The sequence below is a fragment of the Streptomyces sp. NPDC020807 genome, assembly GCF_040641575.1.
Classification (GTDB): domain Bacteria; phylum Actinomycetota; class Actinomycetes; order Streptomycetales; family Streptomycetaceae; genus Streptomyces.
This window is the reverse complement of the sequence record NZ_JBFADU010000016.1, coordinates 41,180-67,042: the sequence shown is the minus strand read 5'-3', so window position 1 is coordinate 67,042 and position 25,863 is coordinate 41,180. Positions and strand designations below refer to the sequence as shown.

Here is a 25,863-nt window from a genome sequence, read left to right as displayed (position 1 = left end):
CGGGACCGAACCTCCCGCCCCCGGGCGCTCCCCGTCTCCGCACCCCGAAGGACGTGAAGGAAGAGCCCGTGACGATGACCAGCGCGGACGCGGCGACCGAAGGCCACGGTGCCGTGAGGCTCCTGGACCGCACGCGGACCGCCGTCAACCCCCAACTCCGCTCCACCGTCGAGTCCCTGCCGGCGGGCTCCATGCGCCGGGTGGCGATGTACCACTTCGGCTGGGAGGACGCGGACGGCTCCCCGGCCGCCGGACCGGCCGGCAAGGCGATCCGACCCGCCCTCGTCCTCGCGGCGACCCGCGCCCTCGGCGCGGAGGAGGCCCCGGCCGTGAAGGCGGCGGCGGCCGTCGAGCTCGCCCACAACTTCACCCTGCTCCACGACGACATCGTCGACAAGGACCCGACCCGGCGGCACCGCCCCACCGCCTGGACCGTGTTCGGCATCCCGGACGCCCTCATCGCCGGCGACGCGATGAACGCGCTCGCGCTGCGGCTGCTCGCCGAGGACCCGCACCCGGCGTCGACCGCCGCGGCCGCGCGCCTCGCCGCCTGCGTCATCGAGCTCTGCGCGGGACAGGCCGCCGACTGCGCCTTCGAGCAGCGCGGGCCGCGGGACATCTCGCTCGACGAGTGCGTGGCCATGGCCACCGCCAAGACCGGCGCCCTCCTCGGCGCCTCCTGCGCCATCGGCGCGCTCTACGCGGGCGCGGGGGAGGAGGAGGTCGCCTCCATGGACGCCTTCGGCCGGGAGGCGGGCCTCGCCTTCCAACTGATCGACGACCTCATCGGCATCTGGGGCGACCCGGACCGCACGGGCAAGCCGGCCGGCGCCGACCTGGTCGCCCACAAGAAGTCGCTTCCCGTGGTCGCGGCGCTCGCCTCGGGCACGGCGGCGGGCGAGGAGCTGGCCGAGCTCTACGCCCTCCCGGTCCTCGACGCGGCGGCCGTACGGGCGGCGGCGGACGCGATCGAGCGGGCCGGCGGCCGGGACTGGGCGCAGGCCCAGGCGGCGGAGCGCATGGGCCGCGCCGTGGAGCACCTGGCGGGGGCCGTGCCGGACCTGGCGGCGGCGGGCGACCTGCTGTCCCTGGCGGAGTTCGTCACGCGACGCACCCGCTGAACCGCCGACCGGGTCACGCCTCGGGGCCGGCCCGGTCGACGACCTTCCCGACCACCATCTCGACCAGGTCGTCCAGATCCCGCTCGCCGTGCAGTCCCGGGACGGTGAAGTGGTCGAGCAGCAGCCCGGTGAGGGCGAAGTAGAGCACCCGGACGGTGTCCCCGTCCCCGGGCATCCCGGCGTCGACGTGCAGCCGGATGTTGAGGGCCAGGTCGTCTCTGAGCACCTCGGTGAACCGCTTCCGCAGCTCCGGGCGGCGGGCGGCCTCCAGGCGCAGCTCGAAGAGGCCGAGGTAGCAGGTGCGCTCGGCGGCCATGCGCCGGGCGAGCCACCGCATGAGCTCGACGAGGAGCGCGCGGCTCGGCTCGGGCGCCATGGCGGTGTCGATGGCGCCGGGCTCCGGGGCGAGCCGGACGAAGATCCGGTCGGCGACCTCGGAGAGCAGCCGGTCCCGGTCGCTGAAGTAGTTGGACGCGGTGCCCGTGGGGACGCCTGCCCGGCCGTCTACGGCACGGAAGGTGAGCCCGCGGGCGCCTTCGTCAGCCAGCACCTCGATGGCGGCGTCGAGCAGGGCCGTACGGCGTTCAGGGTTCCGAGCCACGCGCGTTCCTCCGGACATTCCTCTTGCGTAACCACTACAGGTGAAGCACTATAACTGTCGTGGTTGCGGCCACGGTCATGCCCCCGAGGAATCACGAGGACCGGTTTGCGCAAGCTCACGTACTTCATCGCCTGCTCCATCGACGGCTTCATCGGCGACCCCGAGGGTGACGCCACCTCCACGTACGCCTACGTCACGGGCGAGTACCTGGAATACCTGAAGACCGAGTACCCCGAGACGATCGCCGCCCCCGGGTGGCCCGTCCTCGGCATCGCGCCCGACACCGCCAACCGCCACTACGACACGGTGATCCAGGGCCTCGGCAGCTACCGGATCGGCCTGGACGCGGGCGTGACCAGCCCGTACGCCCACCTGCGCGAGTACGTGGCCACCCGCTCGCTGACCGGGTCGCCCGACCCGCACGTCGAGCTGATCGCCGACGACCTCGTCGGCAGGGTCCGCGAGCTCAAGGCCGAGGACGGCCCCCTCGGCATCTGGCTCTGCGGCGGCTCCACGATCGCGGGCGAGCTCGTCGAGGAGATCGACGAGCTGGTCATCAAGACCTACCCGCAGGTCTTCGGCGCCGGCATGCCGATGTTCGGCGCCGGCTTCGAACCCCGGGACTTCGCGCTCGGCGCGGTCCGCGCGTTCGACAACGGCGTCCTCGTCCGCACGTACACGCGGAAGCGGTGACACGCGCCCCGTCCTACCCTGGAGACATGGGTGACGAGGCGTCCCGCACGACACGTGACCCGCTGGCCGAGCGCAACTGCCCGGCCTGCGGTCGACCGCTCGCGGTGCTTGCCACCCGGCACAAGGTCCTCGGGGCCTGGGTGCCGGAGTGGGAGGTGCAGCCCTGCCGCAACCCGGAATGCCCCCTCTGCGAGTCGGGCCGGGACGGCACTAGCACGCAGATGACCGGCAAGAACGGCGAGATCGGGAGAAGTCCGACCACCGGGTGACCGGCCGCGCGCCGGAGCCGGTCATGCCGCTACAGTCCGCGCATGTCATCGGAGTCGACAGAAGTCTGGACCGGTTGGTACCGGGACCGCAGCGGCGCGGAAGCGATCGTCATCACGGTTGACGGGCGGCGCGTCGCCACCCGGATCAGGGGGATCGAGTACAGGGGCGAGGGTTTCGCCTCGCTCCGCGCGGAGGGCGAGGGCGGGCAGGCCCTCACCGGCTGCGTACTGGAGTGGGACCTGCCCCTTCCCGTCGTCCTGGACGGCACCAGCCAACAGGCCACGCTGGCCTGTCTGCTGACGCTGGGGGACCGGTCGGACCTCAGCCTGACGCTCCACCACGGGGGCGCCGCCTACGAGTCCTGCGTCGCCGGCGGCGACTTCGAGGGGGCCCTCGACCGGGTCCGCCGCCAGCTCCCGCCCGGCGCGGACTTCGCCCGCCGCCTCCTCCAGGCGGCCTGACCCGTCATGCGCCCCCACGACCCACCCGAGGTACGCCCCGCCCGCCGCGAGGACCTGCCGAGAATCGTCGAACTCATCGCGGAACACGCGGAGTACGAGAAGTCCGCGCCCCCGCCCCCGGACCTGGCGACCCGCCTCGCCGCCCTCCTCTTCACCCCGACCCACCCCCGCCTCCGCTGCCTCGTGGCCACCCTCCCCGACGGCACGATCGCGGGCTACGCCACCTGCGCCCCCGAGGTCTCCACCTGGGACGGCGCCGAGTACCTCCACATGGACTGCCTCTACCTGACCGCCACCTCCCGGGGGCACGGCCTCGGCCCCCTCCTGATCACCGCCCTCAAGGCCGAGGCCCGCACCCTGGGCCTCACCGAGATCCAGTGGCAGACCCCCACCTGGAACGAAGGCGCCATCCGCTTCTACGACCGCCTGGGCGCCACGTCGAAGGAGAAGCGCCGCTACACCCTCCGCGTGGAGGCACCGCAGGCGTAGGGAAGATCCGACCCACAAAAAGACCGCACCCGGGCCGCCGGGGCGCCGACATGTCGTACGGCGTCCTGCGGACCGGGTGCGGTCTCGGGTGCGACCGAAGGTCAGGCCTTCTTGGTCTCCTAGTAACGGGGCGGGCCGGTGACCTGCGGCGATGGCGGCCGCAGGTCGCTGACCTGGCCTTTTGCTGATGGCTGGCGATGGGGTGTGACGGTCTTGATCGGGTGTCCTGCGGACTGTGTGCGGACTGCTTGGATAGTCGAAGATCCGCTCCGGATGAGGCTTTCCGTCGCTGGACGCTGAGGGGCCAGAAAGCGAAATCCTGCTGGAGCACTAGCGAGCGCGGCGCTTGAATCTTTTGCTGTGCCGAGTCTGTGCTGCAGCCCATGCCGTCAGCTGGTGGATGGCCATGACTGGTACGTCCGATGTCAGGACGCGTGACGAAATCAGGTCGCGGCTGGTGACCACGACGGGGGCGACAGTCCAACCTCGGGTGTCGGTGCTCTTGGTGAAGTGGTTCAGTGTGGGAGCCAGGTGGGTGCGGATCCATCGGGCTCGTCTTGCGATCTTGAAGACGGCGCTCTTGTCTCCTCGCAAGAGTGCATCAGCTTCGTTGGCCAGCTCAGAGGGGTTCCGAGCCATCTCGAAGTCCTTGGATTCCACGATGAAGATGATCCTTTGATCCAGGTTGATACCCACGGCGTCGATGTCGCCGAGATCGTCTCCCTGGGGTGACATGAGGCGTCGCCCTGCGATCTTGCCCACGCTGTGGGCCGTGATGGAACAGCCTGCGTCAGCCAGGGCTCTCTCGGATTCTTTCTCAAACTCTTTGTTGTGGTCCTGTCGGATGGATCCCATGAGCTTCTTCATCGTCGCCGAGGTGGCTTTGAGCCTGCCGGAATACACGAGGTCGAGCCAGTAGGGGCCCGTGCTCCATACGTGCCTGGGCGCCCATGTCAGCACATCGCCGTCCACGCCAGTCAGGCGGATCAGCGGACGTCGTGTGTAGGACCATTCACGGTTATAGCGCCAGGGCCATGCGTCGGCGCCCACGGACAGGAACTTGGCGCGTGGGCGCAGGCTGAGGCGATCGAGGAAGGCGTTTGCTTTGCCGTCGGCCCAACCGAGGGCAGAACCAAGGTGCTGTTGGACGCGGGTGACAGGGAGGGCGAATGGTTCGTCATCGCATGCTTCATCGCCCAAAGCGATAATTTCGCCCATGCCTTGAGCGAGTTCGGTTAGGGTGAAACCGAATTCGGCGAGCATGGATTCTTCAACCTTCGCAGAAGGGGCTGCCGTCGTGCGGGGCGCCGAAGGGGCGGAAATCTGGTCAGCTGTTGCCATGGCTGCGCGAGCTCGGTCCAATGCCAAGGCATCGGTTCCCGTTTCGTACTGATCACCGCGAGAGACGCCGAGTCGACCCGACTCCAGTAGGGACAGCTGTGCGGTGGAGAAGTCGTGCCGGATGGCATCGGACAGCGTGGCTCGAGAGATCAGGTCAGCGGCGATCGCCAAGAGCGTGTCGTATGTGTCCAGGGTCAAGGGCTGGTCGCCTGAAGGTGGGGTAGCGGCCGCGTACTCGATGAGGAAGCGGCTCGCCTGCGCGGCGGCCACTCGTTTTCTGCTGTCCTTGGCGATCTGTGTGGCGGGCTGGCTGGATGTTCCGAAACAGGCGAGTCTGGACCGAAGGACCTGATCATCGTGAGCCTCTGCGCGGATGAGCGCCTCGTGCCGTGCCATGAGCTGGCTCATCAGGCCCTCGGGGGCCAAGCCGGCGATCAGGTCCTGAATGCGCTGGAAGTAGTGCTGGACTGTTTTGTTGAGCACATCAAGGCGTTTGTCGTCTGAGACGGTCCCCTGCGGGATTCCCTCAGCGGCGAGCCATTCACCCAGTTTGTCCAAGACGACTGCGGAGACAGCTGGCTGCACAAGTCGGGCGACAGGCAGCCGCCCTGGGCGCAACAGCATCGGTCGGGCTTGTGCGTGCAGCATCTTCTTGTGACCGACAGGAGCGAGACGTTCGACAAGGTCGCTGACCACGAGGTCGCTGCCGTTGCCAACGATGGCTTCAGCCAAGACCTGGACGATCAGGCGGTCGGCGCTGTTGTCCTCCGCCAGGAGGGAAGCTGCGCCTGCGGCCAGCAGCTCAAGGTCAATGAGCCCTTCGCTTCGCGCTTGCTGCGCGATCCAGGGGGCCTTCTTACCGGGCTGGGTGTCATGTCCTGCCAGAGCCTCCAGCCAGGCGTCCGCGTTGTCGAAGGACACCGCGATCCGCACACGCCCCAGGTCGTCGGCCATTGCGATTAGTTCGTTGGGTGCCGCGAGCGAGACCTGCCAGGCCCAGTAGGCAACAGCTTCAATGACCATCTCTTGGAAGGATTCCAGGGCACCTGCTGTGTCCTGACTAGGTTCGATCCAGATATGAAGGCCGGCGGTTTCCACAAGCAGTTCGTCTTCCGGGACAGTGGGATGTGTCCGGTAGATCGGTGCGGTGTCCACGCCGTAGAGGGCGAGAACCGGAACGAGAGCAGGGCGGTGAGGGCTGGCAACCACGTGATGGTCGTACCGCTGGTGGGCCTCAACTCGCAGCGCCTGGCTGAAGTCGGAGTTGACCATAACGGCGTTCGGCCTGCGCTCATCCGACAGGTAGTAGCTGTACTCGTGGTCACGGTACATGCCGTAGTTGTCGAGCGTGCCGAAGGAGTGGACCATGGCGTCGTTGTGCAGCTTTTCGTCCGCTTGAGCGAAGCGCCACAGAAACAGTGGGTCCGTGCCGTCGAGCTCCGCCATAACGCGGAGGTCGTCGACGGTGGTGGCGAGACGAGGGCCGACTCGTGACGACTTGCGCAGGCCGAAGAACGAAGAGCGGCCCAGACCTTGATTGATGATGATCCGCAGGCAATGCGCGTCATCCTGTAGAGGATGGACTGGTGTTTCGTGCAGTTCATGCAGCTGTTGCATGACTCTGGCAGCATCCCAGTGCCCGTAGAGGGTCTGTGCATCGTAGTCAGACAGGTCATCGGTCACCACTGCCAGGTCGAGGTGCTTGTCATCGGCGAAGGTGAACTGGCGGCGGCTGATCTGCGGATCATCATCGACCTGTGCCGCCGAGGGCAGCGGCGTTGCCCCGCAGCCGATCAGGATTTCGGTGGCTTCGTTCAGGACGCATGCGCGTACGAGCTGGACGAGCTGGGGGCCGCAGCCATGTTCTGTGGCGAGGACGAGGAGACGATGGCGCAGGGTTGCGGACAGTTCACCTGGATTCGCGATGACCATGGTCGGACCGACGGTCAGCAGCGGGGTGAGAATCATTCCGTCGTCAGGGCCGAGCTCCGCTGTGAAAGTGTGCGTGCCTGGCCGGATACTCAGGCTGTTCAAAACCTGCAACGCCTGCGGCGGCGCGATCCGGGACAAGGCGGCCTCGTCGAAGGTGACGGTTTCGCATAGTGCGCTCAGCGCATGCTCTCCTGGTACGAATACCTCCTCCCTGGTCGCTGTAGGCGGGATGACACCGCGAGCGAGCCCTGCACGGAGAAGCGCCGTGTGGCTCAGGCGCAGTACTACCTGAACCAGTTGGCTTGCCTCGCGCCGGAAGGTGGCGGGAAGCGTCTTGCCCTCCGGTCCGAAGATGCTGCGCAGGATCAGGTCGAGTGTGTACGCCGAGCGTTCCGTCAGCCCCTGGGCGACTAGGTAGGGACCGCCGTGAAACGGCACTTCTGCTGTGTACAGGTCGTTGTATGGATCTTCCTGAGAGCGGACCGCCGCACTGCCGATCACCGGATCCTTCAGCAGTGACCGGATCCTGCTCGGCGACAGGCGAGGGGCTTCAGGACGGCTTGGCAGGCAGGCGCCGACAGCAGCAAGCCGCTGCAGCCTGACCAGGCAAGGGACGTTCTCGGGAATCAGCTGCAACGCGGCGGCTGATCGCACCAGGGAAGGGCCGTCCACCGTATTCCACGGCTTTGCGTCAGAAACGAACTTTGCCACGGCCGCTCCTCTTCCAGTGCCCGGCACGCTTCTGTTGCCGAGGCCACACCGGTGACGTTACCGGCCTCCACTGACAGAGACCGTCAGACGAAGAAAGGGCACTAGATCTGCCTTTCGGATCACGCCGGGCTCGCGGGCCTGGCACGCATGCTTGCGCGTTGTCGTCGGTCGGCAACGCTCCGCGTTACCTCCCGCTCCGCCTTGCAATCGCACGCACCAGGCCCCGCTCCCTGATCCGGCCTGATCCGAAGGACAGCCCCTAGCGGCGATCGCGAGGCGGACCGATGAGTGCGCGCAGCGCCGGTACGGCCGGGCCGGCGGCCACGAGACCGGCCAGCACCGCGCCCGCCACCGGCGCGCCGGTCATCGCCGTCAGCCCGCCCGTGATCAGACCGATGACGAGTGCGGCGAGCAGGACGACGCTGGTGTGCAGGGACAGGAACACGGGGTCCGGCGAAGGGGCTGCGGAGGAGCCGGAGTCGACCGGCGGCGTCGGATTCATGCCTTGACCGTGCCCCTGCCTCCCGCCCCGGCCCGCACCCGCCGAACACTCCCGTCCCACTCCGACCGGCCCGATGCCACGGCCGAACAGAACGGCTCAACCCGACCTGTGTTCAGCGGTGTTCAGTCATGTTCAGTGAAGCATCGGCGCCGTCGTGCACACGGGCCTATCCTCGTGCTCATGGACCGAGCGGGGGCGGAGTGTTGGAGAGCGGGACGTACGTCACCTACGAGGAAGCCCTCCGGCACTTCGGGCAGGAGCTCAGTGAGCTGCGCGCCCAGCGCGGGGCGCCGTCCTTCGACCGCATGCGAGCCCGTGGCCTGAAGGTCCTCGGCGACGCCGGCGCGTGTTCCAAAGGGACCATGAGCAAGGTGTTCGCCGGTGGACAGTTCATTTCGCTGGACAAGCTGATCTGGTTGGTGCGTGCCGTGATGTCCTGGGACGAGTACGGGGAGGAGTGCGCGCCGCCCGGCCGGCGCGACGAGGATCTCACTCCTTGGCGCGGCCGCTGGCAGTCCCTCAACGCCCTCCGTGCGCAGGCTCGCCGCCATCCGGTGTCGCCCTCCCCTCGGCCGTCCGAACCCCGTCCGGTCTCCTTCGGGCGTGGGGACGTCCTCACCGGCCACGACGGACCCGTCGTGTCCCTGGCGTTCTCCCCGGACGGCGGTCGCCTCGTCACCGCGAGCGAGGACGGCGCCGTGCGGCTCTGGAACCTCGCCACACACAAGGTGATCGGCGAGATCCGCACCAGCGACGGGCCCGCGTTGTCGGTGGCGTTCTCGCCGGAGGGCGGCCGCGTCGTCTTCGGCAACCGCGAAGGACTCGTGCTGATGTGGGACACGGCCGCCCCGTCACCGGCATTCGTAGGCTTCAAGGGCCACGAGGCGGCCGTGTGGGCGGTCTCGTTCTCTCCCGACGGCCGTCTTCTCGCCACCGCTGGCGACGACAGCGGCGTGCGGCTGTGGGACGTCGCCACCGGTACGCAGATCGGCGAGCCCCTCACAGGCCCGGCCGGGTCCGTCTGGGCCCTGGCGATCTCTCCCGACGGCCGCCTCCTCGCCAGCGGAGGCGAGGACACCACCGTCCGGCTCTGGAACCTCACCACCCGCACAGGCGCCGACATCCTCCCCGCAGGGCACACCGCGTCCGTGCAGGCCCTGGCGTTCTCCCCTGACGGCACTCTGCTCGCCACGGCGGGCAAGGACGGCACCCTCCGGTTCTGGCACGTCGCCACCCGAACGCGGTCCGCCGAACCGCTCACCGGTCACGCCGGATCCGTGTACGCGCTGGCGTTCTCCCCGGACGGCTCCCTGCTCGTCACGGCGGGTAAGGATGGCACGCTCCGGTTCTGGGACGTCGCCACCCGCACCCCGATCGGTGATCCCGTCATCGCTCACACAGGACCCGTCTGGGCGGTGGCGTTCTCGCCCGGAGGACGTCTCCTCGTCACCGGAGGCAAGGACAGCTCCGTACGACTCTGGGAAGAGGGCGCCGCCGTACGGCCGGGGGAAACGGACTCGTCCGTGGCGCTTGGGGTACCGGATCCGTCTGTACGGCCCCCTACGACGACTCCCCCGTAATGCCCCGGGAGCCGGAGATCCCGGACGACGTATCGCCTCCTCGGCCGCCCGCACCGCTGCCCCTCGCCGTCCGGGCGGTGCTGCACCGCCGACTGCACGCGGGCCACCCGCTGGAGCTGGGCGGACTTCTGCACGACAACGACGTCCACGCGGTGGCGTTCGCCACGGACGTCCTCGCGATCGGCAGCGACGACGGCGACGTGCAACTGTTCGACCCCGTCCGGCGCACCCTGCGTCTCGGCCCCCTCCCCACTCACGAGGACGCCGTCCTCTCCGTGGCGTTCTCCCCGGACGGTGTCACCCTCGCCACCTGCGGTGCCGATGGGAGCGTTCGACTACGGAACACGATCACCAGCGAACTGCTTGACACTCCCCGCGTCAATCACGGCGGAGGGATCACATCCGTGGCGTACTCGCCGAAGGGCAATCTCCTCGCCGGCGGAGGCCGCGACGGGACCGTGCGGCTGTGGGACACGGTCACCGGCGATACGATCGACGGCCCTTCCGGCCGTCACACGGGGTCCGTCCGTGCCGTGGCGTTCTCCCCGGATGGCAGGTACCTCGCGATCGGTGGTGCGGGCAGAGCACCGTGGCTGTGGGACACGCTGGGCCACGCATGGATCGACGTTCCGCCCTCCGGCATCGGCGGTGTTTCCCTCGCCCTGGCCTTCTCCCCGGATGGCCGCCTTCTCGCGACCGGCGACATCGACGGGACCGTCCGGTTGTGGGGTGCCGCCACCGGCGACCCGATCGGCATCCCCCTCGCGGACCATACCGGGGCTGTTCCGGCGGTGGCCTTCTCCCCCGATGGCCGGACCCTCGCGACCGGTGGCACGGACGGAACGCTGCGCCTATGGGACACCACCACCGGCGCCCGGCTTGGTGCCCCCGTCGCCCATGACGGGGCTGTCGCCTCGCTGGCGTTCTCCCCCGACTCCTCCGTACTCGCCGTCGCGACGAAGGAACGGGTCACCCTGTACGCCTAGATCTGGCTGGCGAAGAAGCCCCTTCGTCTTCCCGCTCAGTGCGCCCTGTTGGACCCAGAGATCTCGATGGCGAGTGCGCCAAGGGCTTCTTTCTCGGGGCCGTAGATCGTGCGGATGTTGGCGAGCTGCTGGTCGCGGGTGGCGGTCGGGTTGACGTTGGACGGGCCCTCGCCGTCGAGGAGGGCCTCGAAGTTGGCGTACTCGGTGACGCGGAGGACTTCGACGTCGCAGGTCTCGTCCGTGCCCTTGATGCGGAAGCGGATGGTGTCGCCGGCGGCGAGGTCCGCGAGATGCGGGTACTTGACCCGCACCTCGATGGTCTTGGTGCCCGCGGCGACGAGTTCGAAGTACTGGCGGTAGAGGTGGAGCTCGCGGACGCGGGCGGTGCGGTCGGTCATCGGGAGGGAACGCTCCTGGGGGACGGTGCGGCGATCAGGCGGCCGATCTCGGCGGCCGAGTACGAGCGGAAGAAGTGGCGGGGGTCGGAGAGCAAGGTCTCGGCCATGGCGAGCAGCTGGTCGGCGTACTCGGTGGCGGTGCCGGGCCACTGCCGGGTGTCGAGCATCCAAGGGGCGGCGCCTTCGGGCAAGGGGGCGCGGCCTTCTCGTATGAGGGATTTCGACAGCTTGGCGCCGGTGTCGGTGACGACCTGGGGGCAGAACAGGCGGGCCGGGAGCTGGGCGCGGGTGAGGCCGACGGCCTGGAGGGCCTCGTCGACGAGGTGGGAGCCGAAGACCCAGTCGCCGCCCTTGACCATGACGTGCAGGGTGCCCTGAGGGCTGGTCAGGGCGAGTTCCTTGACCAGGTTGCGGTAGAGGGTGGCCAGGTCGAGGTAGCCGCCGGCAGTGGGCGTGATGGTGGCCCCGTACGGGCCGTGGTGGAGGCAGACGGCGGAGACTTCCGCCGATTCGGGGTTGGCGAGGTGGACCCGTGTGCGTTCGGCGTGTTTCTCGGCCCAGCCGCAGTCGGGGTGCGGGCAGGGGACGCGGAGGTGCGGAGTACCGGTGGAGGGGGCGAGCCACCAGCGGGCGGCGTCAACGCGGGGGAGCAGGCGGAGCCAGGTGCGGCGGTAGTGCTCGCCGGCCTGCTGCTGGGTGTACGTCTCGATGCGGTGCGGGATGCCCAGGCGCCTGGACAGGGCGGTGAAGAGGGGCTGGTAGAGGGCGGTGACGAGGTCGAGCAGGGCCTGCTCGCCGAGGGCCTGGGCGTAGGCGCGCTGGTAGCGGTTGCCGCTGGCCGGGTCGGTGGCCAGCTCGTACGGGGCGTTGTCGAGGGCGCTGAAGAGCACCTCGGTGGGGAGACCAAAGCGGTCGCGCAGGCGGGCGGCCATGGCGAAGGCCAGGGACTGCACGAGCGAGGTGCCGATGTGCGGGGCGCCGTTGATCTGGGTGCCGACGACCAACACGATCCGCTCGGGCGGGGTAGCCAGGATGCGCGGGGTCAGGACGTCCTCGGCGTGGTGGAGGGCGTTGGCGAGAACAGTGTTCGGCGAGACGGGGTGCGTGGTCACGAGGTGTCTCCCTGGGGGCCGGTGGTGTGGGGCGGCAGGGGAGCGGCCCCGTTCTTGGCACGGTCGAATGCGGCCCAGACGTACTTTCCGGGGCCCGTCCGCTCCTTCACGCCCCAGCTGTCCGCCGTAGCCGAGACGATCAGCAGGCCACGGCCGTCGACAGCGGACTCCCCGGGATCGCGCTGGATCGGAGTGTCGTCGCCGGCGTCGTGGACCTCGATACGCAGTTGGTCATCGAGGGAGCCGACACGCACGAGGACGAGGCGTCCCACGGGTGCTCCATGAAGCACGGCGTTCGTGACGAGCTCCGAGGCGCACAGCCGAATGTCGTCGAGGCGGCTGGTCTCGCCCCATTCGGTCAGCGTGGCGACGACGAAATTGCGAGCGGTACGCGGTGTGGTCCTGCGGCGAGGGAAGAGCATGGTGCGGTGCCGGCCCGTGGCCGGAAGGAGATCCGGTGTGGCGTCGGTTGCCTCGTTGGTGAGTCTGCTTGCCATGGTAAACAGCAAAGCGACTTAACTCATTTGGGTCGGGAGCCAGCACGGGGGCCAAGGCGGGGGCCACTATGGGGGCCAGAGGTCACGTGCTCCTGGGAGACGGCATGGGCGACACCGGGATCGGCGCCTTGCTCATCCGGCTGCGCACCGCGCGCGGCTGGAGTCAGCAGAGGGTCGCCGACGAGTTCAACGCCCTGGAGGGGCGTTCCGCGAAGACCGGCAAGGAGATCGGGCGGTACGAGCGCGAAGCGCGAGTTCCCGTTCCCTACGCCCGGAAGTACCTGGCGCAGGTCTTCGGTGTCGATGTCGCCGTGCTCGACCAGGCTGTTGCCGTCAGCAAGGGCCAGCGGGACGAGGCCGACGCCGCCGAGGTCGAGATCGTGCCGTCGGTGCTGCCGTCCGAAGACACCCACGTCCGTGGAGACCCGCTCTCTGCGGACGCGGTGCGGTCGGCCGAGTTCGCCCGGTTCATCGCGCAGCGGAACGCCGACGAGTTCGTCGTCGAGCAGCTGGAGGCCGACGTCGGCCGGCTCGCCCGTACGTACGTCAGCCACCCGCTGATGGAGCAGTACGTCGAGATCAAGCGGTTACGGGACGGGGTCTTCGAGCTGCTGCGCGGGCGCCAGCACCCCCGGCAGACCACTGACCTCTACCTCTCCGCTTCTCGCCTCTGTGGCCTGTCCGCGCACGTCTGTCTCGACCTCGGCGCCTACGACTCCGCCGCCACCCACGCCCGCACCGCACGCGCCTGTGCCGAGGCGGCCGGGCACGAGGGGATGCTGGCTTGGGTACGGGCCGTTGAGTCGTTGATCGCGTACTGGACGGGGCGGTACGAGCAGGCGGCCAGGCTGGCGCAGGCCGGTCGGCGGCACAGGGCCAGCGGCAGCATTGGCGCACGGCTGGCGAGTCTGGAGGCGCGGGCGTTGGCGATAGTCGGCGACTCGGCAGGCGCGCTCGCCGCCCTGTCGGATGCCGAACGATCGCGCGAGGCGATCTCGGGCCGGGACGAGGTACTGGGAGTCTTCGACTTCCCCGCGGCCAAGCAGTTCGCGTACGCCGGAACGACCCTCTTGGCCGTAGGCGGTCAGGAGCACGTTCACCGGGCCATCGTCAGCGCGGAGACGGCGATCCGCCTCTACCGCAGCGCGGACGGAGACGACCAGTCGGTCGGCGACCTGTTCGCCGCGCACCTCGACCTCGCCAGCGGGCACCTGCTCCTGGGCGACCTGGAGGGCGCGGAGGAGATGCTCGGCTTTGTTCTCCAGTCCTCGCCCGAGCGCATGTCGGCCAGTATCGTGCGCCGGCTCACCGTTCTCGGGCGGGAGCTGGAAGGGCCGCAGTACGGTGGAGCCGCGCAGGCAGTGCACCTGCGCGAACGACTCCAGCACACGGCCGTCCGTGCGTCCCTACCCGCCGCCCACCCACCGGAGTTGCCGACGTGACCGACCTGTCCGCCGCCCACGACGCCGCCGTCACCGACCGGGCCCGCCTGGCGGGCAGCGCCTACAACGGCGACCGGGACCTGGCCGCCCGGCAGTCGCTCTACCAGTGGCAGACGCCGCGGTACGACCTTCCCGGCCTCGTCGCCGAGCGGCTGGGCGACGTACGCGGGCGAGTTGTCGACATCGGCTGCGGCAACGGCAAGTTCATCGGACGGCTCCGTCAGGGCCGCCCGGACCTGTCCCTGCTCGGCCTCGACATCGCCCCCGGCATCCTTGCCGGCGTCCCCGGCTCGGTTGCTGTGGCGGACGCCACGCGGCTTCCGCTGGTGGCGGGGAGCGTCGACGCCGCTCTTGCGCTTCACATGCTGTACCACGTGCCTGACATTCCCCAGGCGGTCAGGGAGCTGGCCCGGGTCGTCGCCCGTGACGGGCTGGTGGTCGCCTCCACCAACAGCGACCGCGACAAGGCCGAACTCGACGACCTCTGGCAGCGGGCCGCCGGCGACGTCCTCGGTATCGACCGGGGCCCGGCCCGGATCTCGCTCAGTGCCCGCTTCTCTCTGGAGAAGGCCCCGGCCTTCCTGGGCGAGGAGTTCAGCAGCGTGGAGGTCATCGAACTGCCGGGGACCATCACCGTCAGCGACCCCGAGCCCGTCATCGCCCACATGGCCTCCTACCGTGCCTGGGCGGATCAGCACGACGTGCCCTTCGACGCGACCATCGACCGTGCCCGTGCCCTTGTCGCCGACGACATTGCCCGCAATGGCGCGTACGAGATCACCTGCCTTGGCGGCATCCTCGTCTGCCGCCGGTGAGGTCAGCCCAGTGGCGGCCAGGGCCCGGCGAGCAGGCGTCCTGCCTCCTCGGTGACCTCTTCCGCCAGAGGTTCCCGGTTGCCGCGTTGGATCGCTGCCCAGTCGTTGTAGGCGTCGGTCTTGTCGACCAGGGGTCTGAGTGACTGCGGGTGGGCCAGTGCACCCCACCCTTCGTACGTGATCAGGTCACCGCCGGCGCCGGGGGCCAAGCTGCCTTTCACGATCAGCTGGAGCCACCAACGGACGAGTTCCCAGCGCGCCGCTTCCCACGGGAGGTCGGTGGTGTCGGCCGGGAGGTTTTGGAGCAGGCCCAGTTCGTCCAGCACCTGGTTGAACAGCACGTCGGCCTGCTGGTGCTCGGAGCGTGACAGGCCAGCGAGAAAGGGGAGGGACTCCGTCTCGACGTCGAGAACCAGGGCCGTGAGACCGGCTTCGATGAGCTGCTCTGGGTGGTGCCGACGGCCGATCAGGCGTTCCAAGGCCAGCATCCGGAGGCAGCCGACGGCCTCCTGTGCGCTCGTGGCGTACGGGGTGAAGGGCGTGGGCAGGGTGACATCGATGCCCGGCCCGCCCTCGACGAAGTACGACCAGAAGTCGACTGTCGTACGGGCATGAGGGCCGCTCGATCGGCCGGCGAATTCGTGGTGGATGTAGTCGGCGAGGTCGTTCCCATACAGGATGATGTCGGTCTGGTAGACGGACAGGACGGGGTGCCCGTGCTCGCCCGCCGTGCCGGGCAGGTAGCGGTGTCCGTAGACCGGGACCAGCTGCGGCACGCTCTCCAGCTCGGTCCTCGCGACGCGCAGTGCCTCGGATGTCTCCGCCGGCCTCGACGGCCAGGTGGGATGCCAGAACACGTTGTGCTCCACGTCGAAGAGCACGCCCTCCACCGGCCACGCCAGTCGTTCGGCCAGGTCCTCGGGATCACCGTCGCGCCAGTCGGGCCACCGCGACGAGCCATGCGGGAGCCCGGCGGAGAGGAAGACGCGGTGGTCGGCCGAGAAAGTGAAGCCGAACCGCGTCTCGATCGCGTCGAGCTCCCGCTCGGTGAGCCCTGGTCCGATCTCGGTACGGAGGATGCCCTGAAGGGCACGGGCGGCGTCCAGGGTCAGTCTTGGGGTCGACGGCGTGTTCACGCCTGCCAGCGTAGTAAGCGGTACGGCCGCACACGCTCGGAGGTTGTGGCAGTCCGCTATCTAGTCGCATATTCGCTGCGACGGCCTGCGACGATCTCGGTACCGTGGCGCCATGACGGACAGGGGAGAGCCACAGGTCGTTGCGAACCGATGGGCCGACGTTTCGGACCCAGTGCCGGGAGAGCGTGGGATCTTCCGCGACCTCTGCTCCTGCTTCGACCAGTCAAGGCCCCATCCGCGAGCCCGCGTCGGGTTCCATGCCGAGAGGCAGGACCCCACCGCGCTGGGCTGGCGGCGTCTGCTGGAGCTGGTCGAGGAGGCCGCCGCCGACGGGCGTGAGGAGTTCAAGCCCCTGATCGAGCTGAGCCCGCCGGAGCGGCGGCAGGTCGTCACCCTGCCGCCGACCATCGCCAAGCTGACGGCGGTCAAGCACCTCGTGCTCTACGGCAGCAACCTGGTCCGGCTCCCGCCCGAGATCGGGGCTATGACCAGCCTGGAGGAATTCACCCCGTACACGTCCTACCGGCTGCACTGGTTCCCCTACGAGATCACCCGCTGCCGACGATTGACCCGCAGTACGGTGAGCACGCGAGCCCTCTTTGGCAACTTCAAGCTCCGGCCGCCCTTCCCGAAGCTGACGTCTTCCCCAGACTCACTCACGGGTCTTGATCCGGAACGTCTGGATCCCGGGCGCTGGGGTCCTACAGCGCTCCAAGGCTGCAGCGTCTGCGACGGCCCGATTGCACGAGGCGGACTGCAGCAGGTGTGGATCTCCCTGCGCGTGGCCACAGACGTGTTGCCGCTGCTGGTCAACGCGTGCTCGCCGGAGTGCGTCGCCTCCCTCCCAGACGGTGCCGATAACTACATCCCCACAGCCCACAGGGGCGGTCGAGTCGATCAGCCGCCGTCCTACTGGGACTGATCGTAAGACGGCTTCGGAAGCTCCATCACAGTCGAAAGCGTGGTCCCTCCGCAGGTGGTATTCCGTTTGCCTTCACGGACGGTGGGGTGGGCGCGGTGCGAGGCGCGGGCTTCGGTCGGCCGATGCCTACGGTTCCTTGGCGGCGTGCTGCTTGTACCCGCTTGTTGGGCTGGGACGTGATGCGCCAGATCAGGACCTGGGCCGGGTGCTCGGCGGTGTCTAGTTCGCCTTCGGAGGCGGTCTGGGCCAGGAGCTGGCGAGGGTGATGGCCAGCAGACTCGGCGTAGGCGAGGGCCGTGACGAGGGCGGGCCAGGCTGGGTCGGTGAGGATGCGGTCGGCTTGGGCGGGGATGATGTGGCGGATGGCGGCCTCGAAGCGGCTGGCGGTTGCGGCTCGTGGTGCGCGGCGGGCCAGGTCAGCCAGGACGGGTGTGGCGGCCTGCTGGTAGCCCGCCTGGAGGTGGTGGAGGGCTTCTTCGGCTGCGGCGGCCTGCTGTGCGTGGCCGCGTTGTTCGTGCCACTTGGCGGCGGCGCGGGCCAGGTGCACGGTGGCGAAGAGCAGGGCGATGGCGAGTCCGCCTGGCTGGTTGGAGGCGTAGGCGAGTTCCTTGGCGGCCTTGCGCAGGGCGGTGGCGGCCTGGTGGTCGGCGCGGGTGGCGGAGCGGCGGGCGCGGTTGAACGCCATGGCCGCCGCCCGTAGTTCCGCTCGGTGTGGGCCGGTCGTGGCGTTGGCGATGTTGTACAGGGCATCGCCGAAGGCGGCCAGGTGGCCCTGGGCGGCGGCATCGTCGCCGGAGTCGAGGGCGGTGCGGGCCGTGTGTATGGCGGTGGTGGTGTGCCGCCACGGGTCGGTGGGGTCCGCCACGTACCGGGGGTGGTCGGCCACCTTCTGGTCGGGGAGGCGTTCGCGTAGGCGGTTGATGGAGAGGTCGGGGGCGAGTTTGGAGCCGCCGTACCAGACGGGTTCGCCGGCCGCGTTGGTGTCGCCGGGTGCGGCGAGGCTGTAGCCGATTACGTCGCCGGTCTCGGGGCCGATGCGGGTTTTGACCTTGATGCCGAGGGACTGCAGCACGGTGAAGTAGTCGGCTTCGTTGTGTACGGCGGCGGCGACCGCGTACGCCTGCTCGCGGAGCCAGTGCCGTGCTGTGACCGTCTTGCCCTGGCGTTCGGCCTTGGCCCGTTCGGCGCCGGTGGGGGTGCGGGGTGCGGTGAGGTCGCCGGACTTCAGGCGGCGCAGGCCGAACTCGGCCTCGATCTTGCGGCACTCGGCTTGGGCCCGCTGTCCGTCGCGGTGGGTGCGCGGGCGGCGTCCGTCGGCGCGGACGGTGGTGGCCATGATGTGGATGTGGTCGTCGGCGTGGCGCACGGCGATCCACCGGCATGCCTTCTCGTCGCCTTCGGGGGCGATGCCGGTGGCGTGAACGATGCGGCGGGCGACCTCGGCCCACTCGGCGTCGGTGCGGTAGCGGTCGCCGGGCGCGGTGCGGACCGGGCAGTGCCAGACGTGCTGGGGTGGTTTCTTGCCGCCCAGTTCGCGGGTGCGCAGGTCGACGTGGTGGTCGAGGCGCTTGGCGAGCTGGGAGTAGGTGGCTGCCGGGTCGCGGCCCGGGTCCGGGGCGCCGGCCATGTCCCAGGCGGCGACGATGTGAGGGTCGGTGTGTTCGTCCCGGCGGCCAGGACCGAAGAGGTAGACGATCAGTCCGCGGGTGTCGGAGCCGGTGGAGACGTCAGGAACCATGCGCGGTGCCTTCCGTCAGGAGCTGGTCGATCAGTCGGTAGCTGTTCTCGGCCGCTTGCTCGACGCGGTCCAGCACCGCCTCGGCGCGCTCGGGCACGGTGCCTCGGTGGATGGCTGCGGTGATCTGGTTGAGGTTGGCACCGATGCGGTTCAGCGCGACCGTGTGCGCCTCGACAGCCTCGATCAGCGGGCGGACCGGGTCGTCCTCCGGGCTGCCGGCCAGCCCCGCCTTGCCGAGGGCGACGGCGAGGGCGGCGTCCCCGACGAATCCGGCGAACTTCTGACCGCGCTGGTGAGCTGCGGTGCTGATCACGCCGACCGCGGTCCGCGTGAAGCGGATGGTCTTCTCCTGGTCGCGCTTCTCCACGGTGCGCTTGCGGTTCATCAGCGCGGGCAGGACGGGGGCATCAAGATCCCGCCAGGAGAGCTGCTCGACGGGCGGTTGGACATCGGCCGGCGGCTGAGTGCTCGGGGCGGTGGAGTCGGGTGCGGGCGGGCAGCTGGTCTCGGCTATGACCTCCTCCGGCTCGGGCGCCCCCTGGCGCCCGGCCTTCTCCTCCGCCACCCCTGGGGCGGGGGCAAGCGCGGACGAAGCCTCGTTAGAGGCTCGTTCGCTCCAGCTTGCTGCTGATCGACGGGGCAGGCCGAAGAATCCCTTGCGGCGGCGGGCGGGGGAGTTGTCGGTGCTCGTTTCGGGCATGGTGGCGCTCCGGTGGTTGTGTGGGGGTGGGGCTTCGTCACGTCCGTTGCATCCGTCCCGTAGCTGGTCAGGACAGGTACGGAGACGGACGCAGGTACGGAGTGATCCGTATCGGCAAGGAACTCCGTCCCCGCGCTGACCTGCGCGGGGACGGATGCGACGGATTGATACGGAGCTGGGGTCAGCGCGTGGGCCTGGGCCGGAAGGTCCGCCGGGCGGGCCGATGGGCAGCGTCCCGGGCGGAGGGGTCGGTGGCTTGCCCTGGGCTCGACGTACGACCACGGACTCGCCGGCTGCGGGGGCCGACTGGGTGGGGTCGGGGCAGTAGCGGGCCCAGGCGTCGAGGAACTGGTTGCGGGCGTACGCCTTGGCCTGTCGGCCGTTCTCGAAGCGGTGGTTGGCCGGGCTGATACCGAAGTCGCGCAGCAGGTTGGCCAGGTGGTAGGCGTTCAGGCCCTTGGTGCCGTACTCGGCCCATGGTGCTTCCGCGTCCTGGAGGAGGGCGGCGAGCAGGTCATGGCTGCGCAGCGCCTCCGTGTCGCCCTGCTGCTCGAACACGCGGCGGATGTCGCGCAGCAGCCGCGTCTTCAGCGTCGCCTGCTCGTCCTGGACCACCTCGTTGCGGGTCATCGCCAGGCAGGCGGCACGGGCCCGCGAGGGCCAGTGCCCGCCGGCCAGGTCGGCGACGATGACCAGCGGTTCCCACGTATCGGCGGCACGGTCTTCGACCGGCATCTGCGGAACCAAGTCCTCTGCGGTGCTCCGCAGCGGGGCCAGCCAGGTGGTCAGACGGTCACGCAGCGCGTTCAGTTCCGGGACGGAATACCGCGAGCGGAACGGGGCTATGCGCTCACCCGGCTTGCGCTTCTGCATGCGGAGCACGACCGCCCGGTCCATGATCGTGTCTGGTAGGTCGCCGATCCCGGCGAGCGCCGCCATGGCGAAGGTGGGAAACGCCGTCGCCTTGTGCTCTGGGCCGGAGATTCGCCAGGCGGGCCGGTTGCGCTGGTGCCCCGCGTTCAGCAGGCCGCGCAGGTCCTCCTTGTCGCCGGCTTTGGGGCCGAAGATGGTGTCGGCCTCGTCCACCAGCAGCGTCGGCGGGTCCTCGCCGATGACGCGGAAGACCACCGCCGGTGAGGTGTTCACCGTCATCATCGGCTTGTGCACGGTCTCGTGGAGCACGTCCAGGACGCGGGACTTTCCGCACCCCTTGGTCGGCCCCACCACCGCCAGTCGTGGCGCGTGCTGGAGGGCGGGCTGGATGTGGGAGGCCGCCACCCACAAGGTGACCGCAGTCAGGGCCTCCTCGCTCGGCAGTACGGCGTACCGGCCGATCGCGGCGCGCAGCTCGTCCAGGACGACGGTCCCGTCCTGGTCCCGGTCCGCCTTGAGACCGGCGTGCTCGCGGTCCCCAGTTCCCGGTCCGGGTTCGGGGACCGTCCCCGGAGCACCGTGGCCCACCGGGACCGGCGGTCCGGGTTTGCTGTCCGACTGACCGGAACTCTCCGTCCGGTCCTCGGTTTCCGGACCAGGGCCGTGGTCCGGGTTCCCGGTCCGGTCCGATAGGCGGTTGAGCTGCGCGTTCTCCGTCGGTCCGGGTTCCTGTTCCGGGTTGTCCGGAACTTCGGTCCGGGTTTCGGTCGCGGGTCGGTCCGGTCCCGGACCGACCGGACCATCGGCACGACCCGGTCGGTCGCTGGTCCCCGGAGAGGGGGACCGGTCGTCCGCTCGGTCCGGACCGTGCCACGGGATGCCTTGGCCGGGGACCGCGGGGGTGGGCCAGACGACCTTGTGGGATGTGTTCGAGGTGGCGGGGGACGTAGAGTCCTCCATCGACGTTCCTCTCAGGTGAGGGACGGGACGGGCAAGGTCCCGCCCCTCACCGGTTCGTTCGTTCAGGGATGGGCGACGTGCAGGGGAATCTCCGGCCCTCGGCGTTGGCGCGCCGGGGGCCGTTGCTGTGTCCGGGGCTGCGGGCGGTCATGAGGCCAGGCCCCACTCGTCTCGGCCGTCGATCAGGGTGCGCTCGTACCGCAGCAGCTCGGCCTCGGGGTAGAGCACCCGCTTGCCGACCTTGATGCCGCGCGGCCCCTTCTTGATCTGGCGCCAGTAGCGGACGGTGCTCTCGGCTGTGCGGTAGCGCTCGGCGACCTCCGCGGTGGTCAGGTATCGCATGCATTCCCATTCGGCTAGGTGGCGATTCGATCTGCATAGAGTTGTACCTCGGGATCGGCGGTTAACCAAATCGGGAAGCTCATGTTTCAATTGGGATAGCGACGGTGACGATGGAGGTTCGATGGCAGGCGACAGGCCCGAAGGCGGCGAGGTGCCGCTGCTCTACAGCGAAGGGAACGTGGCCGCGCGCGTGGCCCTGGAGCGCGAGGTCAGAGGGTGGAGTACGACCGAGCTGGCGGATCGGGTGACCAGAGCCGGCGTGAAGATGAACCAGACGGCGGTCTGGCGCATCGAGAACGGCACGCCGCGTCGGCGCATCAACCTCGACGAGGCCCTCGCCTTCTCCCGCGTCTTCGAGCTCCCTCTCGAAGAACTGATGTCACCGCCCCTGGAGGGGCTCGACATCGACAGCCGGCGCCTCGTCCAAGAGGCCGTCGAAGCGTTCTACGAGGCCCGAGATGCGCGCGACCGCCTCCACCGTGCCGTGGTCGCCATCGCCGACCACATCAAGGCCCACCCCGACAGCTCGCGGGCCATCCACGAGCAGTGCCTCCGCCTCATGGGTGACGAGCGGGACGCTCGCACCCTCAGCAACGACATCGAGGACGGCTGCCACTACTGACAACCGACACGAAGGAGAGGCCACTTGGCCAACATCCAGAAGCGCCCCAACGGCAAATGGCGGGCCCGCTACCGCGACCTCGACGGCAAAGAGCACGCCCGCCACTTCGAGCGGAAGCTCGACGCCCAGCGCTGGCTCGACGAGGTCACGGCCAGCATGGTCACCGGTCAGTACGTTGATCCCCGCGCCGGCCGCGTGACGTTCGAGAAGTACGCCGAGAAGTGGGAAGGCTCGCTCATCGCGAGCGAGGCGGGCGAGCGCATCACCGACAACGCGCTGCGGCTCCACCTTGTACCGGCTCTGGGCGCCCGCTCCATGGCGGCGATACGCCGCAACGACATCCAGGTGCTCTTCAAGCACCTCTCCGACCAGCTCGGCCCCGGCAGCGTGCGGAACGTCTACGACGTCCTCGTGCGCGTCATGACGGCGGCCGTGGACGACAAGGTCATCGCCTCCAGCCCATGCCGCCGGATCACCCTCCCGGCCGTGCCGGACGAAGAGGTCACCCCGCCCACGGTCGCCCAGGTCGAGGCCATGGCCCGCGTGATGCCGCTGTACATCCGCGCGGCGATCGTCACGCTCGCCGGGTCAGGTTTGCGAATAGGCGAGTTGCTCGGTCTCAAGGTGTCGGACGTCGACTTCAAGGCCGGCGCCATCCGCGTCGAGCGGCAGCGGCTCCAGTCGGGGAAGATCGGCCCGCCAAAGACCGCGAAGTCCCGGCGGACGGTCCCGGTCGGCGAGGTCGTCACCGACGCGCTGCTCGCGCATCTCGCCGCACGTCCGTCCAGGGAGTGGCTGTTCACCATGGAGGAGGGCGAGCCGCTCAACTACCGGCGGTGGAAGACCGAGTGGAACGGGGCTCGCAAGGCGCTCCAGGCAGCCGAGAACAGGGCCGCCGAGCGGGAGGGCCGTAAGGCCGTCGAGCTGCCGCACGTGGTCACTCACGACCTGCGGCACTTCTACGCCTCCGCGCTCATTGCCGGCGGCGCGAGCGTCAAGCAGGTGCAGCTCGTCCTCGGGCACGCGTCCGCCGTCATCACGCTGCGGATCTACGCGCACCTGTGGCCGGGGGAAGAAGACCGCACCCGGGCCGTCATGGACGCCGTGCTCGGCGGCCTGCGGACCGGGTGCGGACAGGTAGGCGACATGACCCGCGAAGCCGCAGGTCAGGGCGCCTAACCAGAGGTCAGGCCTTCTTGGTCTCCCAGAAGATGCGGTCGATCTCGGCGATGAGCTCCAGCGCCTTCTCGCCCGTCTTCGGGTCGGTCGACGCCTTGGCGGCCGAGAGGGCCTTCAGGGTGTCGTTGACCAGCTGGTTGAGCTCGGGGTACTTCTCGAAGTGCGGGGCCTTGAAGTAGTCGCTCCAGAGCACCGAGACGTGGTGCTTCGCGAGCTCCGCGCGCTGCTCCTTGATGACCGTGGCGCGAGCACGGAAGTGCTCGTCCTCGTTCGCCAGGTACTTCTCCTGGACAGCCTTGACCGACTCGGCCTCGATGCGGGCCTGGGCGGGGTCGTACACGCCGCAGGGGAGGTCGCAGTGGGCGCTGACCTTCACCTTGGGGGCAAACAGGCGGGAGAGCATTGAGCCGTCCTTCCTCGTGATCGTCTTCTCAGGTGGGAGATTACTCGGTGAGAAGGGCGATTTCGCGAGCGCCCCCATGGGCTTAGGTCAAAAGTCCAGGGTTGGCGGGGGACTCGTGGACGAGTGGACGAGTCGGCGCGCCGATGTGTGTGTGCGTGAGGGGCATGTGCTTGTGGTGAGGGAAGTACGGGACGAGCGGATCGTGGCCGAGGGGGCGCCGTTCGGGATCGCCGAGGTGACCGGGGTGTCGATGGTGCCCACGCTGCTCCACGGGGACCAGCTGCTCGTGCGCTACCGGGGCAGGCTGGCGCCGGGGCGGGTCGTCGTGCTGCGGCATCCGCTCCAGCAGGATCTGCTGATCGTGAAGCGGCTGGCGGAGCGGCGGGAGGGGGGCTGGTGGGTGCTCGGGGACAATCCGGGCGCCGAGGGGGACAGCCGCGTCTTCGGGGCCGTACCGCCCGAGCTGATTCTCGGGCGGGTGCTCGTCCGGTACCGGCGGGTGACGCCGGGGCGTCAGCGCTCGGCGGGGGTGGTGCTCTCCTGGCTGTTCTCGGCCGTCAGGCCCGTCTGGTCCTCCCGGACCGGCCGTTCCGCCTCCAGGCGCTTGCGGGCCCGGTAGGCGGCCACGTTGGCCCGGGTGGCGCAGCGGTCCGAGCAGTAGCGGCGCGAGCGGTTCGTGGACGTGTCCAGGTAGGCGTTGCGGCAGGGGGGTGCCTGGCAGAGGCCGAGCCGGTCCGCGCCGAACTCCGTCAGGTGGAAGGCGAGGCCCATCGCGGCGATGGCGGCGTATCCCGCGGTCGCGTTCGAGGGGTGGTCGGCGAGGTGCATGTGCCACCGCGGCCGGCCGTCCTCGTCGAGGTAGTCGTGACCCGAGATCTGCGGGCTGACGGGGAACTCCAGGAGCAGGGAGTTCAGGAGGTCCACGGCTCCCGTGTGGTCGCCCTCGTCCGCCGCCGTGAAGACCGCCCGCAGACGTGCCCGTACCGAACGGAAGCGCGTCACGTCGGACTCGGTCGCCCGCCGGGCCATCTGGGTGGCCGGGCCGAAGAGCTCCCTGATCACCTCGACGGAGGTCAGGGCGTCCCGGTTGCGGGCCGGCTCCTCGGTGTTGACCAGACGCACGGCATAGTCCGAGTAATAGGCCAGTTCCACTTGTAGTCCTTACTCCGGCGGGCTAGGGTCGCGGTCGAAAAGGGGTAACGGCTGTTTCCCCTTCGAGGGTATTACGACGCAGGGAGGGTGCGGCGATGACCGAGACCTACTGGGCGGACTGGCAGCGGAGCTGGGACCGTCAGCAGGAGTGGTACATGCCGGACCGCGAGGAGCGGTTCCGCGTCATGCTCGACATGGTCGAGGCGCTCGTCGGGCCGAAGCCCCGCGTCCTCGACCTCGCCTGCGGTACGGGAAGTATCACGGATCGCCTCCTCAAGAGGTTCCCCGAGGCGACCAGCGTCGGTGTCGACCTCGATCCGGCGCTCCTCGCGATCGCCGAGGGGTACTTCGCCGGGGACGAGCGCGTCGACTTCGTGACCGCCGACCTGAAGGACCCCGCCTGGGTCGAGCGGCTGCCCCACGACTCGTACGACGCCGTGCTCACCGCCACCGCGCTGCACTGGCTGCACAGCGAGCCCCTCACCGCCCTCTACGGGCAGCTCGCCGGGCTCGTCCGCGCGGACGGCGTCTTCATGAACGCCGACCACATGATCGACCCCACCACTCCCCGCATCAACGCGGCCGAGCGGGCCCAGCGGCACGCCGTCATGGACCGCGCCAAGGCCGGGGGCGCCCTCGACTGGGCGGCCTGGTGGGCCGAGGCCGCGAAGGACCCCGCCCTCGCCGAGCCCACCGCCCGCCGCTTCGAGATCTACGGCGAGCACGCGGACGGCGACATGCCCGCCCCGCGCTGGCACGCCGACACCCTCCGCGCCGCCGGCTTCGGCGAGGCCAGGGTCGTCTGGGCCTCGCCCTCGGACACGCTCCTCCTCGCCGTGAAGTAGCGGCGGAGACGCGGAAGGGGCGGTACGGGTTCCCCCGTAC

25 protein-coding genes and 1 pseudogene are annotated in these 25,863 nt (G+C 69.5%); 14 read left to right on the top strand and 12 right to left on the bottom strand.

Translation table 11 applies throughout. The annotated features are described in order from the left end of the window. The first annotated feature begins 74 nt into the window (after positions 1-74). Complete coding sequence (locus AB0G79_RS22520) at positions 75-1,121, top strand: family 2 encapsulin nanocompartment cargo protein polyprenyl transferase (protein WP_360809274.1); 1,047 nt, start codon at positions 75-77, stop codon at positions 1,119-1,121. Positions 1,122-1,134: 13 nt separating this feature from the next. Here AB0G79_RS22520 and AB0G79_RS22515 read toward each other — a convergent pair whose 3' ends face one another. Beyond that, complete coding sequence (locus tag AB0G79_RS22515) at positions 1,135-1,722, bottom strand: TetR family transcriptional regulator (protein WP_360809118.1); 588 nt, start codon at positions 1,720-1,722, stop codon at positions 1,135-1,137. 105 nt (positions 1,723-1,827) lie between these two features. Between AB0G79_RS22515 and AB0G79_RS22510 the strand changes: the two genes are divergently transcribed. From AB0G79_RS22510 to AB0G79_RS22495, 4 genes are read left to right on the top strand one after another with little or no spacing between them, the layout of a single operon-like run. Then, positions 1,828-2,415 (top strand): dihydrofolate reductase family protein, encoded by a 588-nt coding sequence (locus AB0G79_RS22510; RefSeq protein ID WP_360809116.1) that lies wholly within the window; start codon positions 1,828-1,830, stop codon positions 2,413-2,415. Between the two features lie 26 nt (positions 2,416-2,441). Then, the gene (locus tag AB0G79_RS22505; RefSeq protein ID WP_360809114.1) at positions 2,442-2,684 is read left to right on the top strand and encodes a hypothetical protein; all 243 of its coding nucleotides are present in this window, start codon (positions 2,442-2,444) and stop codon (positions 2,682-2,684) included. A 42-nt stretch (positions 2,685-2,726) separates the two neighbouring features. Next, positions 2,727-3,146, top strand: a complete 420-nt coding sequence (locus tag AB0G79_RS22500) for a DUF6304 family protein (RefSeq protein WP_360809112.1) — start codon at positions 2,727-2,729, stop codon at positions 3,144-3,146. A gap of 6 nt (positions 3,147-3,152) precedes the next feature. Beyond that, on the top strand, positions 3,153-3,635 hold the full coding sequence (locus tag AB0G79_RS22495; RefSeq protein WP_360809110.1) for a GNAT family N-acetyltransferase: 483 nt from the start codon (positions 3,153-3,155) through the stop codon (positions 3,633-3,635). A gap of 330 nt (positions 3,636-3,965) precedes the next feature. Here the strand turns inward: AB0G79_RS22495 and AB0G79_RS22490 are convergent, their stop codons facing one another. Then, the gene (locus AB0G79_RS22490) at positions 3,966-7,619 is read right to left on the bottom strand and encodes a hypothetical protein (RefSeq protein WP_360809108.1); all 3,654 of its coding nucleotides are present in this window, start codon (positions 7,617-7,619) and stop codon (positions 3,966-3,968) included. 259 nt (positions 7,620-7,878) lie between these two features. After that, the gene (locus AB0G79_RS22485) at positions 7,879-8,121 is read right to left on the bottom strand and encodes a hypothetical protein (RefSeq protein ID WP_360809106.1); all 243 of its coding nucleotides are present in this window, start codon (positions 8,119-8,121) and stop codon (positions 7,879-7,881) included. A gap of 200 nt (positions 8,122-8,321) precedes the next feature. On the opposite strand from AB0G79_RS22485, the gene AB0G79_RS22480 reads away from it, so the two are divergent. Both AB0G79_RS22480 and AB0G79_RS22475 read left to right on the top strand, forming a co-directional pair. Next, on the top strand, positions 8,322-9,701 hold the full coding sequence (locus AB0G79_RS22480; protein ID WP_360809104.1) for a WD40 repeat domain-containing protein: 1,380 nt from the start codon (positions 8,322-8,324) through the stop codon (positions 9,699-9,701). Beyond that, positions 9,701-10,687: a WD40 repeat domain-containing protein gene (locus AB0G79_RS22475; RefSeq protein ID WP_360809101.1), complete on the top strand. Its 987-nt coding sequence runs from the start codon at positions 9,701-9,703 to the stop codon at positions 10,685-10,687. The genes AB0G79_RS22480 and AB0G79_RS22475 overlap by 1 nt, the downstream gene beginning before the upstream one ends. Before the next feature lie 35 nt (positions 10,688-10,722). Here AB0G79_RS22475 and AB0G79_RS22470 read toward each other — a convergent pair whose 3' ends face one another. From AB0G79_RS22470 to AB0G79_RS22460, 3 genes are read right to left on the bottom strand one after another with little or no spacing between them, the layout of a single operon-like run. After that, positions 10,723-11,085 (bottom strand): ASCH domain-containing protein, encoded by a 363-nt coding sequence (locus AB0G79_RS22470; protein ID WP_360809099.1) that lies wholly within the window; start codon positions 11,083-11,085, stop codon positions 10,723-10,725. After that, complete coding sequence (locus tag AB0G79_RS22465) at positions 11,082-12,197, bottom strand: hypothetical protein (protein ID WP_360809097.1); 1,116 nt, start codon at positions 12,195-12,197, stop codon at positions 11,082-11,084. Before AB0G79_RS22465 ends, AB0G79_RS22470 begins: the two co-directional genes overlap by 4 nt. Beyond that, a complete protein-coding gene (locus AB0G79_RS22460) occupies positions 12,194-12,694 on the bottom strand; it encodes an ATP-binding protein (protein ID WP_360809095.1) in 501 nt (166 codons plus the stop codon). The genes AB0G79_RS22465 and AB0G79_RS22460 overlap by 4 nt, the downstream gene beginning before the upstream one ends. Before the next feature lie 104 nt (positions 12,695-12,798). Here AB0G79_RS22460 and AB0G79_RS22455 point away from each other — a divergent pair, with 104 nt between their 5' ends. Next, a complete protein-coding gene (locus AB0G79_RS22455) occupies positions 12,799-14,136 on the top strand; it encodes an XRE family transcriptional regulator (RefSeq protein WP_360809093.1) in 1,338 nt (445 codons plus the stop codon). After that, positions 14,133-14,951, top strand: coding sequence for a methyltransferase domain-containing protein (locus AB0G79_RS22450; RefSeq protein WP_360809090.1), 819 nt, complete (start codon positions 14,133-14,135; stop codon positions 14,949-14,951). The genes AB0G79_RS22455 and AB0G79_RS22450 overlap by 4 nt, the downstream gene beginning before the upstream one ends. Before the next feature lie 2 nt (positions 14,952-14,953). On the opposite strand, the gene AB0G79_RS22445 is transcribed toward AB0G79_RS22450, so the two are convergent. Continuing rightward, complete coding sequence (locus AB0G79_RS22445; protein WP_360809088.1) at positions 14,954-16,087, bottom strand: hypothetical protein; 1,134 nt, start codon at positions 16,085-16,087, stop codon at positions 14,954-14,956. Between the two features lie 112 nt (positions 16,088-16,199). Between AB0G79_RS22445 and AB0G79_RS22440 the strand changes: the two genes are divergently transcribed. Then, on the top strand, positions 16,200-17,009 hold the full coding sequence (locus AB0G79_RS22440) for a leucine-rich repeat domain-containing protein (protein ID WP_360809086.1): 810 nt from the start codon (positions 16,200-16,202) through the stop codon (positions 17,007-17,009). Positions 17,010-17,034: 25 nt separating this feature from the next. Here the strand turns inward: AB0G79_RS22440 and AB0G79_RS22435 are convergent, their stop codons facing one another. The 3 genes and pseudogenes from AB0G79_RS22435 to AB0G79_RS22425 all read right to left on the bottom strand — a co-directional run bounded on the left by AB0G79_RS22435 (position 17,035) and on the right by AB0G79_RS22425 (position 21,622). Next, positions 17,035-18,747 (bottom strand): mobilization protein, encoded by a 1,713-nt coding sequence (locus tag AB0G79_RS22435; protein ID WP_360809084.1) that lies wholly within the window; start codon positions 18,745-18,747, stop codon positions 17,035-17,037. Positions 18,748-19,636: 889 nt separating this feature from the next. Then, positions 19,637-20,908: pseudogene (locus tag AB0G79_RS22430) on the bottom strand (DUF3631 domain-containing protein); the annotation flags it as partial. A 519-nt stretch (positions 20,909-21,427) separates the two neighbouring features. Next, a complete protein-coding gene (locus tag AB0G79_RS22425; protein WP_030207232.1) occupies positions 21,428-21,622 on the bottom strand; it encodes a helix-turn-helix domain-containing protein in 195 nt (64 codons plus the stop codon). A gap of 121 nt (positions 21,623-21,743) precedes the next feature. On the opposite strand from AB0G79_RS22425, the gene AB0G79_RS22420 reads away from it, so the two are divergent. Next, on the top strand, positions 21,744-22,244 hold the full coding sequence (locus AB0G79_RS22420) for a helix-turn-helix transcriptional regulator (protein WP_360809081.1): 501 nt from the start codon (positions 21,744-21,746) through the stop codon (positions 22,242-22,244). A gap of 24 nt (positions 22,245-22,268) precedes the next feature. Then, on the top strand, positions 22,269-23,423 hold the full coding sequence (locus AB0G79_RS22415) for a site-specific integrase (RefSeq protein ID WP_360809079.1): 1,155 nt from the start codon (positions 22,269-22,271) through the stop codon (positions 23,421-23,423). Positions 23,424-23,430: 7 nt separating this feature from the next. On the opposite strand, the gene sodN is transcribed toward AB0G79_RS22415, so the two are convergent. After that, a complete protein-coding gene (gene sodN / locus AB0G79_RS22410; protein ID WP_360809077.1) occupies positions 23,431-23,826 on the bottom strand; it encodes a superoxide dismutase, Ni in 396 nt (131 codons plus the stop codon). A 175-nt stretch (positions 23,827-24,001) separates the two neighbouring features. Here sodN and sodX point away from each other — a divergent pair, with 175 nt between their 5' ends. Next, on the top strand, positions 24,002-24,445 hold the full coding sequence (gene sodX / locus AB0G79_RS22405; RefSeq protein WP_360809075.1) for a nickel-type superoxide dismutase maturation protease: 444 nt from the start codon (positions 24,002-24,004) through the stop codon (positions 24,443-24,445). On the opposite strand, the gene AB0G79_RS22400 is transcribed toward sodX, so the two are convergent. Then, complete coding sequence (locus AB0G79_RS22400) at positions 24,340-24,978, bottom strand: CGNR zinc finger domain-containing protein (protein WP_360809073.1); 639 nt, start codon at positions 24,976-24,978, stop codon at positions 24,340-24,342. The two genes, sodX and AB0G79_RS22400, sit on opposite strands and share 106 nt — an antisense overlap. A 95-nt stretch (positions 24,979-25,073) precedes the next feature. On the opposite strand from AB0G79_RS22400, the gene AB0G79_RS22395 reads away from it, so the two are divergent. Continuing rightward, positions 25,074-25,823 (top strand): class I SAM-dependent methyltransferase, encoded by a 750-nt coding sequence (locus tag AB0G79_RS22395; protein WP_360809071.1) that lies wholly within the window; start codon positions 25,074-25,076, stop codon positions 25,821-25,823. Positions 25,824-25,863 lie beyond the last annotated feature (40 nt).